Below are 16,473 nucleotides of genomic sequence, written 5' to 3' on the forward strand. Positions count from 1 at the left end.
GACGCGGCCTGCGTCGTGAATGGTACGACTCCAACAGCAAAGCACAGACTGCGCGGCAGCCCGTCGGTCTTTTGCGGGTCGGAAAAAGCCGCGCATCATACCAGCAGCTTCTCGGGATGGCTGCCTGTGGATGTATTTCGCGCCGTTCCACAAATCCTGAACGTTGGAAACCTCGCGAAGTCGTACCCCCTAAGACGCATATGAATGCGCTGGATGAATACCTACCGTGAGGTTTCCATGAGTGCAACGACCCTGAACCCGGACGATTTCGCAGGCCATGCGATCTCGCTGACCCTCAATGGCCAGCAGCGCCAGATAGAGGTCCAGCCATGGACCACGCTGCTGGACCTGCTGCGCGACCGGCTCGATCTGGTCGGAACCAAGAAAGGCTGCGACCACGGCCAGTGTGGCGCCTGTACCGTACTGCGCGACGGCAAGCGCATCAATGCCTGTCTGACTCTCGCCATCATGTGTGACGGCGCAGAACTGACCACGATCGAAGGGCTCGCGGACGGCGAACAGCTGCATCCGATGCAGCAGGCGTTTATCAAGCACGACGCTTTCCAGTGCGGCTACTGTACGCCGGGGCAGATCTGCTCGGCGGTCGGTCTGGCCAATGAAGGCCGCGCCACCAATCGCGCCGAGATTCAGGAGCTGATGAGCGGCAACCTGTGCCGCTGTGGCGCATACAGCAATATTCTGGCGGCGGTGGAAGAAGTGCTCCCACAAATGCAGGGCTCCCGTGATGACACGGAGGTGACGCAATGAATCCGTTCGCCTACAGCAAGCCGGCCGACGTGTCTGCGGCGATCCATCTGACCGGGCCCGCGACGCGCTTTATCGCCGGCGGCACCAACCTGCTCGATCTGATGAAAGAAAACGTTGCCCGGCCCGAGCACCTTATCGACATCACTGGCCTGCCCCTCAAAGACGTGACCGAGACTGCCGGCGGCGGGCTGCTGATCGGCGCGCTGGTGAGTAATGCCGACCTGGCCTGGCACCCGTTGGTCGAGCAGCGTTACCCGCTGCTGAGCCAGGCACTGCTCGCTGGCGCTTCACCGCAGCTGCGCAACATGGCCAGTACTGGTGGCAATCTGCTGCAGCGGACCCGCTGCTATTACTTTTACGATTCCAAGGTGTCTTGCAATAAACGTGAGCCCGGCACTGGCTGCCCGGCCCGCGAAGGCGTGAACCGCATTCACGCCATTCTCGGAGCCAGCGAGCACTGCGTCGCGACCCATCCATCGGACATGTGCGTGGCGCTTGCTGCGCTGGACGCAGTGGTTCATGTCGAAGGCCGCGCCGGGCGGCGCAGCATCGAGTTCGCCGATTTCCACCGGCTGCCTGGCGATACGCCGGAGCGCGACAATCTGCTGGCTGATGACGAGCTGATCACCGGTATCGAGCTGCCGGCCGAAAGCTTTGCCAGCCACAGCAACTACCTGAAAATTCGTGATCGTGCCTCGTACGCGTTTGCCCTGGTATCGGTTGCCGCCGCGCTGGATCTGGACGGCGGCGTGGTGCGCGATGCTCGCTTGGCGTTGGGCGGTGTCGCCCACAAACCCTGGCGAGACAAGGCGGTGGAGCGTCTGCTGATCGGTAAACCGGCCACCCGCGAGCATTTTGCGGCCGCTGCGGATGCCATGCTCGCCGACGCACAGCCACTCGCGCACAACGCTTTCAAGGTCAAACTGGCACGTCGGGCGATCATTCGTGCCCTGAGCGACGCCGCTACAGGAGGTGCTGCCCGATGAATACGTCATTTTCTCCCGTGGGCCAGCCGGTCGACCGCGTCGACGGCAAGCTCAAAGTCACCGGTCAGGCACGTTATGCCGGCGAGTACCCTGAAGCCGGACTGCTGCATGGCAGCGTGGTGTCCAGCAGCATCGCCAGCGGTCGCGTGGTCAGCATCGACACCGCCGAAGCGCTGAAAGTGCCGGGCGTTATTGCGGTGCTTGACCACACCAACCGTCCACCCATCGCCAGCTATGACGAAAGCTACGAAGACGCGGACGCGGTCGATGGCTCACCTTTTCGCCCGTTCTATAACGACCGAGTGTTGTACAGCGGCCAGCCGCTGGCGCTGGTGGTTGCCGAAACCCTGGAGCTGGCGCGTCACGCCGGTTCGCTGGTGCGCATCGAGTATGAGCAGACCCCGCACGAAACCGACCTTAGCAAGATGCTGGACCAGACGCACGATGCACCTGGCGAGTTGCCGGAGCCGCGCGGCAACTTCGAAGCCGAGCTGGCCAGTTCGGCGCTCAGCGTCGACGTGACCTACAGCACGCCCAGTGAATATCACAACCCGATGGAGCCACATGCCTCCACCGTGCTGTATCAGGCCGATGGCAGCCTGAATATCCATGACAAGACCCAGGGCACCCAGAACTGTCAGGACTACCTGCACAAGGTGTTCGGCCTTGAGAAAGAGAAGATCCGTGTTCAGGCGGCGTTCGTGGGCGGCGCGTTCGGCTCCGGCCTGCGCCCGCAGTATCAGTTGCCGCTGGCGGTGATGGCGGCCCTGAAGCTCAAGCGTTCGGTGCGGGTCACTCTGACTCGCCAGCAGATGTTCACCTTCGGTTATCGACCTCGCACCATTCAGAACCTGCGCCTGGGCGCTGCCGCCAACGGTCGGCTGTTGGCCGTGGGCCATGAAGCGATCGGCCAGACATCGCGTTTTGAAGACTTCACCGAGCACGTCGTGGAGTGGAGCGGCATGCTCTATCAGTGCGATAACGTCAAACTGAGCTACAAGCTGGTGCCGCTTGACGTCTATACGCCGCTGGACATGCGCGCACCCGGTGCGGCGCTGGGCATGATCGGCCTGGAGTGTGCCATGGACGAGCTGGCCTGCGCGGTCGCCATTGATCCCGTACGCCTGCGGGTTATCAACTTTGCCGAGCGCAACGGCAATGAAGACAAACCTTATTCCAGCAAGGAGCTGCTGGAATGCTACCGGCAAGGTGCAGAGCGTTTTGGCTGGGAAAAACGCAATGCCGAGCCGCGCAGCATGCGCGAAGGGCGTCAGCTGGTGGGTTGGGGCATGGCCGGCGGCGTATGGGAGGCGATGCAGAACAAGGCCAGCGCCAGGGCGCGTATCGATAGCCTGGGCAAGCTGATTGTCAGCAGTGCAACCACGGATATCGGCACCGGCACTTACACCGTCATGACCCAGATTGCCGCCGAGTCGGCTGGAGTCGCGCTGGAAAACGTGACGTTCCTTCTGGGCGACTCTTCGCTGCCGACCGCGCCGCTGCAAGGTGGCTCGTTCACCGTCTCTTCGGTGGGCACGGCGGTGCAGCAGGCCTGCCAGGCCCTCCAGCGCCAGCTGCTCGAAGTCGCCAAGCAACAGCATCCGGCTTATGCCTCGGCCACCCCGGAACAGGTGCGCTTCGAGGCGGGCTATCTGCATCTGGGTGACCAGGCTGTTTCGATGGCCGAGCTGGCGGCTGCTCAGGCCAGCGGTGTGATCGAAGTGCAAGTGGACGCGGAACCGGACAAGAAGCGCGACGCTTACGCAACGGCAACGCACTCGGCGGTGTTCGTCGAGGTCCTGGTCGATGAGGATCTGGGCACCATCCGGGTCAATCGCGTGGTGAATGCAGTAGCGGCGGGGCGCATCGTCAACCCGAAAATGGCACGCAGCCAGATTCTGGGCGGCGTGGTCTGGGGCCTGGGTATGGGGCTGCAGGAAGAGGCCTTGGTGGATCATGAGCTGGGCAGACCGATGAACCATAACCTTTCCGAGTACCACATCCCGGTGAACGCCGATATCGGTGATATCGACGTGGTGTTCGTTGATGAACAGGACGACATCGTCAACGCGCTGGGTTCCAAGGGCGTGGGCGAAATCGGCATCGTCGGCGTTGCCGCTGCGGTGGCCAACGCTATCTACCACGCAACCGGCAAGCGGGTCCGGGAATTCCCGATCACGATGGATAAGTTGTTGTAACAGCAGAATGCTTGCTCGATACACCGGCCCCTTCGCGGACAAGTCCGCTCCCACAGACCATGTAGCGCCTGTAGGAGCGGACTTGTCTGCAGGGGCTTGCGCGCTCCTGCATGTATCCCGGCAGACTGAGGCAACTCGTCACGCGACAAAAGACCACACGGCTCAAGTGGCTGAACAGGACTACTCTTTCGCCGTCGGCTGATCTGGATCATTTCATGGTCTAGCGAGTTATGAGCCGACTATCCCGCTCCCAGCAAAAAGATAGAACAATCAGCAGGATAGGTAATCCATACCGTGGGGGTATTCACTATTGGCCGTCAGGTCAACAGCCGGTTTCACCTGAGAGAGGAACACATATGTTCGGTTTGGAGGCTATCGATCTCGCCCGAATCCAGTTCGCATTTACTATTTCGTTTCACATCCTGTTTCCTGCCATCACTATTGGTCTGGCAAGTTATCTGGCTGTGCTCGAAGGTCTGTGGCTGAAGACGCGCGAGGATGTTTATCGAGACCTGTATCACTTCTGGTCCAAGATATTTGCCGTCAACTTCGGTATGGGCGTGGTATCCGGGTTGGTCATGGCCTATCAATTCGGCACCAACTGGAGCCGATTCTCCGACTTTGCCGGTGCTGTCACCGGGCCGTTGCTGACCTACGAGGTTCTTACGGCTTTCTTCCTCGAAGCCGGTTTCCTGGGTGTCATGCTGTTCGGCTGGAACCGCGTCGGCCGCAACCTGCACTTCTTCTCGACCGTGATGGTTGCCATCGGTACGTTGATCTCCACGTTCTGGATCCTTTCGTCCAACAGCTGGATGCAGACCCCGCAAGGCTTTGAAATTATCGATGGCCGAGTGATCCCGACCGACTGGTTCGCCGTGGTCTTCAACCCGTCGTTCCCGTACCGTCTGGCCCACATGGCAATTGCCGCCTTCGTGGCCACCGCCTTCTTCGTCGGCTCTTCCGCGGCGTGGCACCTGTTGCGCGGCCGCGATACGCCAGCGGTACGCAAAATGCTGTCGATGGCGATGTGGATGGCGTTGCTGGTCGCACCGATCCAGGCAGTGGTCGGTGACTTCCACGGCCTGAATACGCTCAAGCATCAGCCGGCGAAAATCGCCGCGATCGAAGGCCACTGGGAAAACGTCGGTGACGAACCGACCCCGCTGATCCTGTTCGGTATCCCCGACATGAAGGAAGAGCGCACCAAGTACGCGGTGGAAATTCCGTACCTGGGCAGCCTGATCCTGACTCACAGCCTGGACAAGCAGGTTCCGGCGCTTAAAGAGTTCAAGCCTGAAGACCGTCCCAACTCGACCATCGTGTTCTGGTCGTTCCGCATCATGGTTGCCATGGGGATGCTGATGATCCTCACCGGCCTGTGGAGCCTGTGGCTTCGCAAGCGCGACGGCGCGCTCTATAAAACGCGTCCGTTCCTGTATATGGCGTTGTGGATGGGCCCGTCGGGTCTGGTGGCGATTCTCGCCGGCTGGTTCACCACTGAAATCGGCCGCCAGCCTTGGGTCGTCTACGGCCTGATGCGCACCGCCGATGCTTCGTCCGGCCACAGCGTGGCGCAGATGAGCATCACGCTGGTGCTGTTCGTGGTTGTTTACTTCGTGCTGTTCGGTGCCGGTCTTGGCTACATGATGCGACTCGTGCGCAAAGGGCCTCAAGCCTACGTCGAGCACAAGCCCCATGGCGGTCCTGGCCAGAACCGCACTCCAGCCCGTCCGCTTTCCGCTGCTGTAGAAGGCTCCGAAGAAGGCGACGAACTTGACCGCCTGAGCAAGGGGAACTGAGTCATGGGTATTGATCTTCCGCTGATCTGGGCCGTCATCATCATCTTCGGCATCATGATGTACGTGGTGATGGACGGCTTCGACCTGGGTATCGGGATTCTCTTCCCGTTCATGAAAGAGAGCCACGACCGCGACGTGATGATGAACACCGTCGCGCCTGTCTGGGACGGTAACGAGACCTGGCTGGTTCTTGGTGGCGCCGGGCTGTTCGGTGCCTTCCCGATGGCTTACTCGGTAGTGTTGTCGGCGTTGTACATGCCGTTGATCCTGATGCTGATGGGCCTGATCTTCCGCGGTGTGGCGTTCGAATTCCGCTTCAAGGCCACCGAAGCCAAGCGTCACCTGTGGGACAAGGCGTTTATCGGCGGCTCGCTGGCCGCGACCTTCTTCCAGGGCGTGGCACTCGGCGCGTTCATCGACGGAATTCCCGTGGTGAACCGGCAGTTCGCCGGGGGCTCACTGGACTGGCTGGCGCCATTCCCGATGTTCTGCGGTGTTGCTCTGGTCGTGGCTTACGCGCTGCTGGGCTGCACCTGGCTGATCATGAAAACCGAAGGTTCATTGCAGAAAGCGATGCACGATCTGGCCCGCCCACTTTCGCTGGTCCTGCTGGCGGTTATCGGCATCGTCAGCCTCTGGACGCCGCTGGCGCACCCGGAAATCGCCGATCGCTGGTTCAGCATGCCGAACCTGCTGTGGTTCATGCCGGTGCCGATTCTGGTGCTGATTACCCTGTACGGTCTGATCAAGGCCGTTGGCCGTAACGCGCATTACACGCCGTTCCTGCTGACCCTGTTGCTGATCTTCCTGGGTTACAGCGGGTTGGGTATCAGCCTGTGGCCGAACATCATTCCCCCATCGGTTTCGATCTGGGATGCCGCCTCGCCACCGCAAAGCCAGGGCTTCATGTTGGTAGGTACGCTGTTCATCCTGCCGTTCATTCTGGGTTATACCTTCTGGAGCTACTACGTGTTCCGCGGCAAGGTGACCGCGGAAGACGGCTACCACTAGTCCACGCAGAGGAGTTCGGTGATGTCTGGAAAGAAACCCGTGCATGACGAGCCGGATCCGGCGATGAGCAAGCCGCTGTGGCAGCGGTTGGCCTGGCTGGCCGGTATCTGGGCCGGCAGCGTTCTGGCGCTGTTCATCGTCGCCAGCCTGATGCGCATGTTCATGAATGCTGCGGGTCTGACCACACACTGACCCGCGCGCACCAATCCCATCCGTGTTTTCGAACACGGTTTTCATACCCTCCTCGCGGAGGGTTTTTTTTGCCCGCGAAAGGTTACTTGCGGGCCTTGAGGATCACGAACTTAGGCGTGGCCGCAACCTGTTCCACGCCGCGAAACAGTCGCGCCAGTTTGCTGTGATAACCCAGATGGCGGTTACCGACGATATACAGTGCGCCGCCGGTCACCAGCGCGGCGCGGGCCTGGAGAAACATGCGCCAGGCCAGAAAGTCGCCCACGACCTGCTGCTGGTGGAACGGCGGGTTGCACAGCACCACATCCAGCGAGTCGGGCTCCTGGCTGGCCAGACCATCAGCTGCGCGGATGACCGCTTCACGTTCGCCGAACGCAGCGTGCCAGTTCTGCGCGGCGGACTGCACCGCCATGAACGACTCATCCACGAGCGTGTAATGGGCCTGCGGATTGTCGAGCGCACTGGCAATGGCCAGTACCCCGTTACCACATCCCAGGTCGGCAACCCGCGCCGCCCCCAGGTTCTTCGGCAGCCAGGGCAGAAAAGCCCGCGTGCCGATATCCAGGCCTTCACGGCAGAACACGTTCGCGTGGTTGACCAGTTCGATCACAGGCTGGTCCAGCGTATAGCGAGTCGGATAGGGCGACGGCAGTACCTCGCGGGGCTGCGGCGAGGCTATTAGAAGGCGCGCCTTCTTGACGGCCAGCGATGCCTGAACCGGCCCGACATAGGTTTCCAGCAGATCGCCCGCCGAGCGAGGCAGATGCTTGACCATCGCCGCCGCCACGACGCGCGCGCCCGGAGCGAGCTGGCCTTGCAGCCGGACCAGTTGTTCTTCAAGTAGCGCCAGCGTCTTGGGAATCCGGATCAGCACCCAGTCGAACGGGCCGGTTAACGGCTCGCTGGCGGGAACTACCGGCACGGCGTCATAAGCCATCCCGTTGCGCACCAGGTTCTTTTCAAGGCCTTGCGCCGCCAGATACGAATCAGTGCTGCTGATCACTGTGGCGTGCCGCGCCAGACTGGCGGCCAACGCCCCGAAACTGTCATTGAGGACGAGCACTCGGGTTTGCAGCGTAACGCCAGCCTCCGCGATATGACTGAGCAGGTACTCGTCGGCGGCGTCGAAAGCCTGCAGAGGCTCGTCCTGTTGCTCGGGTTGGCGAATAAGGTCAAGTTGAGCGAACGGGCTGATGAGCAGGGGCATGGGCAGGTAAACTCTGGGCAATCGGACGTATATCACGCAAATCCGCTCGGGCGGATCTACTGAAGACCGGTGATTTTACGTACTTTTCGCCCTTTGGCACCTGCCGCGTTGCAGCGTATTGTCCCCGAACTTCAGAACATTCCATGTAAAGCGGCCTGTACGACCGCTGCCGTTTTGTTGCAGACCCCCATTTTCTGTATCGCGCTGGCGATGTGGAAATGAATGGTGCGTTCCTTGAGGCAGAGGATGATTGCGATATCTCCTGCTGTCTTGCCCTCGGCAGACCATTTGAGTACTTCGATTTCACGCTGAGTGAGGGGCTTGGGTATTGATGAGCGCAGCGTGTTGCTTTCCATGTGTTCCATGATCGCCTCCATACCTTTGATGGCGAGTAGCTTTGGTACTCCAACTACCCAAAAGTAGATCGGGAATTTGACGACGAAGGCGTATCTAGACGGATGGGCTGATGGCATTCCTGCACGCAAATTGGCGTCATCGGGCTGGAACACTGATGGGAGAGGGGTCGGGCTTACAGCGATATGTCCATCTTCGGAGAGCAATCGATGCGCGCCAGAACCAAATGCTCTAACCAGAAATGGCATCTTCCGCACAAGTCACTACAAACAGGCGGTGTTTCTCGGGCGTACTTTGCGGGAAACTGGGCCACGGCTTTTCATGTTCAGGAGTCAGAGCGCACCATGACCGTCAGCGAAGACAAGTTCACCCGGCAGACATTGCAGCGCGTAACGCCGCTGACGCCCAGCCTGTTTACCTTGCGTACCACGCGCGACCCCGGCTTCCGGTTCCGCGCCGGGCAGTTTGCCCGACTCGGTGTGACCAAGGCCGACGGCTCCACGGTCTGGCGCGCCTACTCAATGGTGTCGTCGCCTTTTGACGAATTTCTGGAGTTCTTTTCCATCGTGGTGCCGGACGGCGAGTTCACCAGCGAGCTGAGCCGTCTGCGCGAAGGCGACAGCCTGCTGATCGACAAGCAGGCGTTCGGTTACCTGACGCTGGACCGGTTCGTGGATGGCCGGGATTTATGGCTGTTATCTACCGGCACGGGGGTGGCGCCTTTTCTCTCGATCCTTCAGGACTTCGAAGCCTGGGAGAAATTCGAGCGCATCATTCTGGTGTACAGCGTGCGCGAATCCAGAGAGCTGGCTTATCAATCGTTGATCGCCGAGCTCACCCAGCGCGAGTACCTGGCCGAATACGCGGACAAATTCCTGTTCTTGCCGACCGTGACGCGGGAGGCACACCCAGGCGCCTTGAGCGGTCGGATCACCCAGCTGATCGAAAACGGCGAGCTGGAGCGTGCAGCCGGCGTCGCGCTCACTCCTGAACATTCGCGAGTGATGCTGTGTGGTAACCCGCAGATGATCGATGACACGCGGGCGCTGCTCAAGCAGCGGGACATGCGGCTGAGCCTGTCCCGTAAGCCTGGGCAGATCGCTGTCGAAACCTACTGGTAACCCGCTACTGAATCAGACGTGGCTCAAAGCGGGTGCCTTGGGTCTACGGTCACAGGCTCGCTTGGCTTGTGTTGCTCTTTGAGCAGATCACGTATTTCGCCAAGCAGCACTTCCTGCTTGGAAGGAACCGGTGGTGCGCTCGGTGCCTTGGCTTCTTCGCGCTTGAGACGGTTGATAGCCTTGACGCCCATGAAGATCGCAAAGGCGACGATGACAAAATCGACCACGGTCTGGATGAACTTGCCGTAGGCCAGCAGCACCGCCGGAGTATCGCCCTGGGCGGCCCGCAAGGTGATCGCCAGGTCGCTGAAGTCCACGCCTCCGATCAGCAGGCCGAGAGGCGGCATAATGACATCGCCGACGAACGACGAAACGATCTTGCCGAATGCGGCGCCAATGATGATACCGACGGCCATATCGACCACGTTACCTTTGACGGCAAAGGCTTTGAATTCGCTGAGTACGCTCATGGGTCATTCCTTGTTACAGATGAATTGATCTCGTGCAGTGTAAGGCAGCGACAGCCGTCGCGCCGGGGGCACGTTAAATCGACCGGGCTCGATCGCTTAAGTTTTATCGGACAGGCAAAAACCCGGCGCGGCAGTCGGCCGGGGCGTGTCGCAACTGCGTTATCATTGCGGCTTTTACAACTGGGGTTGTCATGGCCAAGGCCAAACGCTTGTACGGCTGCACCGAGTGCGGCGCGACGTTTCCCAAATGGGCAGGGCAGTGCGCCGATTGCGGCGCCTGGAATACGCTGGTCGAAACCATGATCGAAGCCAACGCGCCTGCCGCACCCAGCGGGCGCACGGGCTGGGCCGGTGCTCAGGCGCAGATCAAGACCCTGGCGGAAGTCAGCGTCGAGGAAATTCCGCGCTTTTCCACCAACTCCGCCGAGCTGGACCGGGTTCTGGGCGGCGGCCTGGTGGACGGTTCCGTGGTGCTCATCGGTGGTGACCCCGGAATCGGCAAGTCGACGATCCTGCTGCAAACCCTGTGCAATATCGCCGAGCGCATGCCGGCGCTTTATGTGACCGGCGAGGAATCCCAGCAGCAGGTCGCGATGCGTGCTCGCCGTCTGGGCTTGCCCCAGGACAAACTGCGGGTCATGACGGAAACCTGCATCGAATCGATCATTGCCACCGCCCGGGTCGAGCAGCCCAAGGTCATGGTTATCGACTCGATCCAGACGATTTTCACCGAGCAGCTGCAATCAGCGCCGGGCGGCGTCTCGCAAGTGCGTGAAAGCGCTGCGTTGCTGGTGCGCTACGCCAAGCAGAGCGGTACGGCGATTTTCCTGGTCGGTCACGTCACCAAGGAAGGCGCACTGGCCGGCCCGCGCGTGCTGGAGCACATGGTCGATACCGTGCTGTATTTCGAAGGTGAATCCGACGGCCGCCTGCGTCTGCTCCGCGCTGTGAAGAATCGTTTCGGAGCGGTCAACGAACTGGGCGTGTTCGGCATGACCGACAAAGGTCTGAAAGAAGTCTCCAACCCGTCGGCGATTTTCCTCACGCGCGCGCAGGAAGAAGTCCCTGGCAGTGTAGTCATGGCGACCTGGGAAGGGACGCGGCCCATGTTGGTGGAAGTCCAGGCACTGGTGGACGACAGCCATATGTCCAACCCGCGCCGGGTGACTTTGGGGCTGGATCAGAACCGCCTGGCGATGCTGCTTGCGGTCCTGCACCGCCACGGCGGCATACCGACTCACGATCAGGATGTGTTCCTCAACGTGGTGGGCGGGGTGAAAGTGCTGGAAACCGCGTCGGACCTGGCTTTGATGGCGGCGGTGATGTCGAGCCTGCGCAATCGCCCGCTGCCGCATGACCTGCTGGTGTTTGGCGAGGTCGGTCTGTCGGGCGAGGTCAGGCCGGTGCCCAGCGGCCAGGAACGCTTGAAGGAAGCCGCCAAACATGGCTTCAAGCGAGCGATCGTGCCCAAGGCCAATGCTCCGAAGGAAGCTCCGCCGGGCTTGCAGATCATCGCCGTAACCCGTCTGGAACAAGCTCTCGACGCGCTGTTCGAGTAAGCGGCCAGCACCTGGCTGGAGCCTTTGTGGGAGCCAGCTTGCTGGCGAAGCGTCTGTGGCTGCGCTGATGACAGCTCGCCTGGAATACCGTCATCGCCAGCAAGCTGGCTCCCACAGAGGCCGCGTTTCAGGTGCTGACGGGGCAGGTCAAAACCCTTGATCGCGCCTCTCTAAACCTCGATCAGAGCAGCCTGCTCCTGGTCCAGCTCCTCGGGTCGACGAAATGTCTGGCGCTTTTGTGGGAGCCAGCTTGCTGGCGAAGCGTCTGTGGCTGCGCTGATGACAGCTCGCCTGGAATACCGTCATCGCCAGCAAGCTGCCTCCCACCTCCGTCTTAAACCTCGATCAGGGCAGCCAGCTCGCGGTCCAGCTCTTCAGGGTCGGCGAGGTTCAGCTCGATCAGGCGTTTCAGGTGGCTGATCGATTGCAGGCCGATATGCGTGCAGACAAACCCCAGTTGCTGGTTATCGTCATGCATCAATCGAGCTTCCATCTCCACATAGGCGTCCGGGCTCAGGTAGATATCGACCAGAAAGTCCGCCTCCGGGTCGCCAGTCCATGGATCGGGGCGTTCGATCAGCAGGCCTTTTAGCGAGAGGTCCACCAGCTGCACCTTCCAGCGCTGCTCGCCCTGGCTGAGTTCGGTTCTGGCGTCGAAAGCGATGCGTTTGAAGCGACGGCGATCTGCATGTGGGTCGGTCATCGAATGAGCTCTCTTGGATTCGACTGCCTGCACCGAGTGGACAGGCCCTAGGGATCAGCACCTTCACCTACCGAAGATAGACCTGAATGGGTTTATCCGACAGCCGTGCATGCAACATTTGTGAGACAAATCAGCCCTTGTAGGCAAGGCGGTTTCAAACCGGAAAACAAATCGGTCTGTAGACCAACGTGGGGGTGGCCTTTCGCTGTGACAGCGCTAAACTCGCAGTGCTTGCCTTCTAGTCAACTCTGCTGGAATAGAAAAATGAAAAATAATAATAGTCTGATGCGCCATGTTCCCTGGCTCATAGTCGCAATTGTTGGGGCATGTGCCCTGGGGGTCGTGGCCTTGCGCCGCGGAGAGGCAATCAACGCGTTGTGGATCGTGGTGGCGGCAGTCGCCATCTATCTGGTCGCGTACCGTTACTACAGTCTGTTCATCGCAAGACATGTGATGCAACTTGACCCGCTGCGAGCGACTCCGGCAGTGGTCAACAACGACGGTCTGGACTATGTGCCGACCAACAAACATATTCTTTTCGGTCACCACTTTGCGGCTATCGCAGGTGCGGGCCCGTTGGTCGGCCCGGTATTGGCCGCCCAGATGGGTTACCTGCCCGGCACGCTCTGGCTGATCGCCGGCGTGGTGCTGGCCGGTGCGGTGCAGGACTTCATGATCCTGTTCCTTTCCACTCGCCGTAACGGCCGCTCGCTGGGCGATATGGTCCGCGAAGAAATGGGCCGGATCCCCGGCACCATTGCCTTGTTCGGCTGCTTCCTGATCATGATCATCATCCTCGCGGTGCTGGCGCTGATCGTGGTCAAGGCCCTGGCCGAGAGCCCATGGGGCATGTTCACGGTCATGGCGACTATCCCGATCGCGATGTTCATGGGCGTGTACATGCGCTACATCCGTCCGGGCCGCATCGGTGAAATTTCCGTCATCGGTGTCATCCTGCTGCTGGCTTCCATTTGGATTGGCGGCGCGGTAGCCGCGGACCCGACCTGGGCTCCGATGTTTACCTTCACCGGTGTGCAGATCACCTGGATGCTGGTCGGTTACGGCTTTGTCGCGGCGATGCTGCCGGTCTGGCTGCTGCTTGCGCCTCGTGACTACCTGTCGACCTTCCTGAAAATCGGCACCATCGTTGCGCTGGCCATCGGCATTCTGGTCCTGGCTCCCGAGCTGAAGATGCCAGCCCTGACCCAGTTCACCGACGGCACTGGCCCGGTCTGGAAAGGCACACTGTTCCCGTTCCTGTTCATCACCATTGCCTGTGGCGCTGTGTCCGGTTTCCATGCGCTGATTTCTTCGGGCACAACGCCCAAGCTGCTGGATAACGAGACAAACGCCCGCTACATCGGTTACGGCGGCATGCTGATGGAGTCCTTTGTGGCCATCATGGCCATGGTTGCGGCTTCGGTTATCGAGCCGGGCGTGTACTTCGCCATGAACAGCCCGGCCGCGGTGGTTGGCAGCGATGTGGTGGCAGTGGCGACTACGGTCAGCAACTGGGGTTTTACCATTACTCCCGATCAGCTGACCGCAGTGGCCAAGGACATCGGCGAGAACACCATCCTGGCACGCGCCGGTGGTGCGCCGACCCTGGCGGTAGGTATCGCGCAGATCCTTCACCAGGCCCTGCCGGGCCAGAACACCATGGCGTTCTGGTACCACTTCGCAATTCTGTTCGAAGCACTGTTCATCCTGACCGCAGTTGACGCAGGCACTCGTGCCGGGCGCTTCATGCTTCAGGACTTGCTGGGCAGTTTCGTGCCTGCACTGAAGCGCACCGAGTCCTGGACTGCCAACGCCATCGGCACCGGTGGCTGCGTGGCGCTCTGGGGCTACTTGCTGTATCAAGGCGTGATCGACCCTCTGGGCGGGATCAACACTCTGTGGCCGCTGTTCGGTATCTCCAACCAGATGCTGGCCGGTATCGCCCTGATGCTCGCCAGCGTTGTGCTGGTCAAGATGAAGCGCCAGCGCTACGTCTGGGTCACCATCCTGCCGGCGAGCTGGCTGTTGATCTGCACCGTCACCGCGGGCCTGATCAAGCTGTTCGATTCCAATCCAGCGGTCGGCTTCCTGGCCTTGGCCAAGAAGTACAGCGCAGCGGCGGATGCCGGTCAGATCTTGGCTCCCGCCAAGAACATGGACCAGATGCAGCATGTGATCTTCAACGCCTACACGAACGCCGGTCTGACCGTGCTGTTCCTGTTCGTGGTGTTCAGCATCCTGTTCTATGCGCTGAAAGTCGGCATCGCCGCCTGGGGCAAGAAAGAACGCTCCGACAAGGAAGCACCGTTCCAGGCCATGCCACCGGCAGCGCGTGTCTGATGTCGACCCTGACCAGAGGATTTTCCTATGTTCAATGACCTGAGTCGCCTCGGGAAATACCTCGGTCAGGCCGCGCGCCTGATGGTGGGCATGCCGGATTACGACAACTATGTCGAGCACATGCAGACGACGCACCCGGACAAGCCACTCATGACCTATGAGGAGTTTTTCCGCGAGCGGCAGGAAGCGCGGTACGGCGGCAAGGCCGGTCCGAAGTGCTGCTGACCCGCTGATCCGCAGGATCAGTTATCGTAGAACCCGCGCGCCACAGGCCACTACCTGTGGCGCGTTTTCATTCCAGCCAGACGCGATACGCCGTGGAGCCTTATGACCGAGCTGCAACCCATCCCCGTTACCATCCTCACGGGCTTCCTCGGTGCGGGCAAGACCACCTTGCTGCGCTACCTGCTGAAGGCCGAGCACGGCCTGAAAATCGCCGTGATCGAAAACGAGTTCAGCGAGGCAGGTATCGACAGCCAGCTGCTGGGTGCCGAGCCGGTACAGGTCATGACGCTGTCCAACGGCTGCGTGTGCTGCACCATCCACACCGACCTCACCAAGGCGCTCTATCTGCTGCTTGAACGCCTGGACAGCGGCGAGATCGCGTTCGACCGCCTGGTAATCGAATGCACCGGTCTGGCCGACCCCGCGCCGGTTGCGCAGACCTTCTTCATTGACGAAGAACTGCGCGAACGCTATATCCTCGACGGCATCATCACCCTGGTCGACGCGGCGCATGCCGACACGCACCTGACCCAGACCATCGCCCAGGCACAGATCGGATTCGCCGACCGACTGCTGATCAGCAAGCGCGATCTGGTGGATGACGTGACTTTCGACGCCCTGAATGCGCGCCTTTCGCGCATCAATCGCCGCGCGGCCATTCGCACCGTTGACCATGGTCGCATCGACCTCGCCGAACTGCTGGACGTGCGTGGCTTCAACCTCAACGCCGATCTGGGTGGCGGCATGAGCCTGCGTCCCGTAGCGCCGACCGGCAACAGCGGCGACCGCATCACCAGCCTGGTCTTGCGTACGGAACGCCCGCTGGACATCGACAAACTCAGCGCCTTCATGAACGACCTGCTGGAAGACCACGGCAAACAGCTGCTGCGCTACAAAGGCGTGCTCAACATCGCCGGCGAATCGCGCCGGCTAGTGTTCCAGGGCGTGCTCAAGTTGTACGGTTTCGACTGGGACACCGAATGGGCTGAAGGCGAGCCGCGTGAGAGCGTGATCGTATTCATTGCCGATGAACTGCCGGAAGAAAAGATCCGGGCGGGGTTTGCGCAGATGTCGGCCTGATGCACCAGTGTAGGAGCGTGCTTGCCCGCGACGGAGTGGCAGCCGATCCTGATACTGCGTCCTTGCGCGGTTTATCTCTGGTTCGCCACGTCCGTACATCAGGATCCATCTACGTTGCTGGGCGGTCCTTGGCGGCGATATACACCTCCCTGCAATCCTCAAAATCTTTCATCGTTTTCATTTCGGTTTCTACGCCCAGATAGTATTTGCAGAAATCAATTGCATATTGGCGTTCTTTCTTCTCTAGCTGTCCGTGCCAGTTGTCTTCATGGTCGCTTGCAAAAACATTAACAAAACTGATTTGGAGGGTCGGGCTTTTTTTGATGAAAAAGCGTATCTGGTTGTCTTCAATCCAGCGTGTTTCGTAATAGCCGATGAACAGGGATGAAAGCAGGAGGGGAGCAGCGATGATATATCTTTTCTTCATGGGGCGACCAAATGGGTGAGTGTGGTGTGAAGC

16 protein-coding genes are annotated in these 16,473 nt (G+C 60.4%); 11 read left to right on the forward strand and 5 right to left on the reverse strand.

Annotated features, from left to right (window positions below; all coding sequences use genetic code 11):
• The first annotated feature begins 237 nt into the window (after positions 1 to 237).
• The 6 genes from J3P77_RS03385 (at position 238) to J3P77_RS03410 (ending at position 6,954) form a co-directional block, all read left to right on the forward strand.
• A complete protein-coding gene (locus J3P77_RS03385; protein ID WP_434679570.1) occupies positions 238 to 768 on the forward strand; it encodes a (2Fe-2S)-binding protein in 531 nt (176 codons plus the stop codon).
• A complete protein-coding gene (locus J3P77_RS03390; protein WP_434679572.1) occupies positions 765 to 1,754 on the forward strand; it encodes an FAD binding domain-containing protein in 990 nt (329 codons plus the stop codon). The genes J3P77_RS03385 and J3P77_RS03390 overlap by 4 nt, the downstream gene beginning before the upstream one ends.
• Positions 1,751 to 3,952, forward strand: a complete 2,202-nt coding sequence (locus J3P77_RS03395; protein ID WP_434679574.1) for a xanthine dehydrogenase family protein molybdopterin-binding subunit — start codon at positions 1,751 to 1,753, stop codon at positions 3,950 to 3,952. Before J3P77_RS03390 ends, J3P77_RS03395 begins: the two co-directional genes overlap by 4 nt.
• Positions 3,953 to 4,308: 356 nt before the next feature.
• Positions 4,309 to 5,751, forward strand: coding sequence for a cytochrome ubiquinol oxidase subunit I (locus J3P77_RS03400; protein WP_434679575.1), 1,443 nt, complete (start codon positions 4,309 to 4,311; stop codon positions 5,749 to 5,751).
• A gap of 3 nt (positions 5,752 to 5,754) precedes the next feature.
• On the forward strand, positions 5,755 to 6,762 hold the full coding sequence (cydB, locus tag J3P77_RS03405) for a cytochrome d ubiquinol oxidase subunit II (RefSeq protein ID WP_434679577.1): 1,008 nt from the start codon (positions 5,755 to 5,757) through the stop codon (positions 6,760 to 6,762).
• 21 nt (positions 6,763 to 6,783) lie between these two features.
• On the forward strand, positions 6,784 to 6,954 hold the full coding sequence (locus J3P77_RS03410) for a DUF2474 domain-containing protein (RefSeq protein WP_434679578.1): 171 nt from the start codon (positions 6,784 to 6,786) through the stop codon (positions 6,952 to 6,954).
• An 82-nt stretch (positions 6,955 to 7,036) separates the two neighbouring features.
• Here J3P77_RS03410 and J3P77_RS03415 read toward each other — a convergent pair whose 3' ends face one another.
• Both J3P77_RS03415 and J3P77_RS03420 read right to left on the reverse strand, forming a co-directional pair.
• On the reverse strand, positions 7,037 to 8,161 hold the full coding sequence (locus J3P77_RS03415; protein ID WP_434679580.1) for a methyltransferase: 1,125 nt from the start codon (positions 8,159 to 8,161) through the stop codon (positions 7,037 to 7,039).
• 131 nt (positions 8,162 to 8,292) lie between these two features.
• Positions 8,293 to 8,526, reverse strand: coding sequence for a response regulator transcription factor (locus J3P77_RS03420; RefSeq protein ID WP_434681866.1), 234 nt, complete (start codon positions 8,524 to 8,526; stop codon positions 8,293 to 8,295).
• A gap of 333 nt (positions 8,527 to 8,859) precedes the next feature.
• Between J3P77_RS03420 and J3P77_RS03425 the strand changes: the two genes are divergently transcribed.
• Positions 8,860 to 9,636, forward strand: a complete 777-nt coding sequence (locus tag J3P77_RS03425; protein ID WP_434679582.1) for a ferredoxin--NADP reductase — start codon at positions 8,860 to 8,862, stop codon at positions 9,634 to 9,636.
• Between the two features lie 23 nt (positions 9,637 to 9,659).
• Here J3P77_RS03425 and mscL read toward each other — a convergent pair whose 3' ends face one another.
• The gene (gene mscL / locus J3P77_RS03430; protein WP_434679583.1) at positions 9,660 to 10,106 is read right to left on the reverse strand and encodes a large-conductance mechanosensitive channel protein MscL; all 447 of its coding nucleotides are present in this window, start codon (positions 10,104 to 10,106) and stop codon (positions 9,660 to 9,662) included.
• 191 nt (positions 10,107 to 10,297) lie between these two features.
• Here mscL and radA point away from each other — a divergent pair, with 191 nt between their 5' ends.
• Positions 10,298 to 11,665: a DNA repair protein RadA gene (gene radA, locus J3P77_RS03435; RefSeq protein ID WP_434679585.1), complete on the forward strand. Its 1,368-nt coding sequence runs from the start codon at positions 10,298 to 10,300 to the stop codon at positions 11,663 to 11,665.
• 334 nt (positions 11,666 to 11,999) lie between these two features.
• Here the strand turns inward: radA and J3P77_RS03440 are convergent, their stop codons facing one another.
• Complete coding sequence (locus J3P77_RS03440; protein WP_434679587.1) at positions 12,000 to 12,368, reverse strand: PilZ domain-containing protein; 369 nt, start codon at positions 12,366 to 12,368, stop codon at positions 12,000 to 12,002.
• Positions 12,369 to 12,632: 264 nt separating this feature from the next.
• On the opposite strand from J3P77_RS03440, the gene J3P77_RS03445 reads away from it, so the two are divergent.
• The 3 genes from J3P77_RS03445 (at position 12,633) to yjiA (ending at position 16,013) form a co-directional block, all read left to right on the forward strand.
• Positions 12,633 to 14,708: a carbon starvation CstA family protein gene (locus J3P77_RS03445; RefSeq protein WP_434679588.1), complete on the forward strand. Its 2,076-nt coding sequence runs from the start codon at positions 12,633 to 12,635 to the stop codon at positions 14,706 to 14,708.
• Between the two features lie 27 nt (positions 14,709 to 14,735).
• Positions 14,736 to 14,933, forward strand: a complete 198-nt coding sequence (locus J3P77_RS03450) for a YbdD/YjiX family protein (protein ID WP_434679589.1) — start codon at positions 14,736 to 14,738, stop codon at positions 14,931 to 14,933.
• A gap of 102 nt (positions 14,934 to 15,035) precedes the next feature.
• Entirely contained in the window at positions 15,036 to 16,013 is a 978-nt protein-coding gene (gene yjiA / locus J3P77_RS03455; RefSeq protein ID WP_434679591.1) for a GTPase, read from the forward strand.
• Positions 16,014 to 16,122: 109 nt separating this feature from the next.
• On the opposite strand, the gene J3P77_RS03460 is transcribed toward yjiA, so the two are convergent.
• On the reverse strand, positions 16,123 to 16,440 hold the full coding sequence (locus J3P77_RS03460; protein WP_434679593.1) for a hypothetical protein: 318 nt from the start codon (positions 16,438 to 16,440) through the stop codon (positions 16,123 to 16,125).
• Between the last annotated feature and the right edge of the window lie 33 nt (positions 16,441 to 16,473).

Source organism: Pseudomonas sp. R1-18 (assembly GCF_051132095.1).
Classification (GTDB): domain Bacteria; phylum Pseudomonadota; class Gammaproteobacteria; order Pseudomonadales; family Pseudomonadaceae; genus Aquipseudomonas.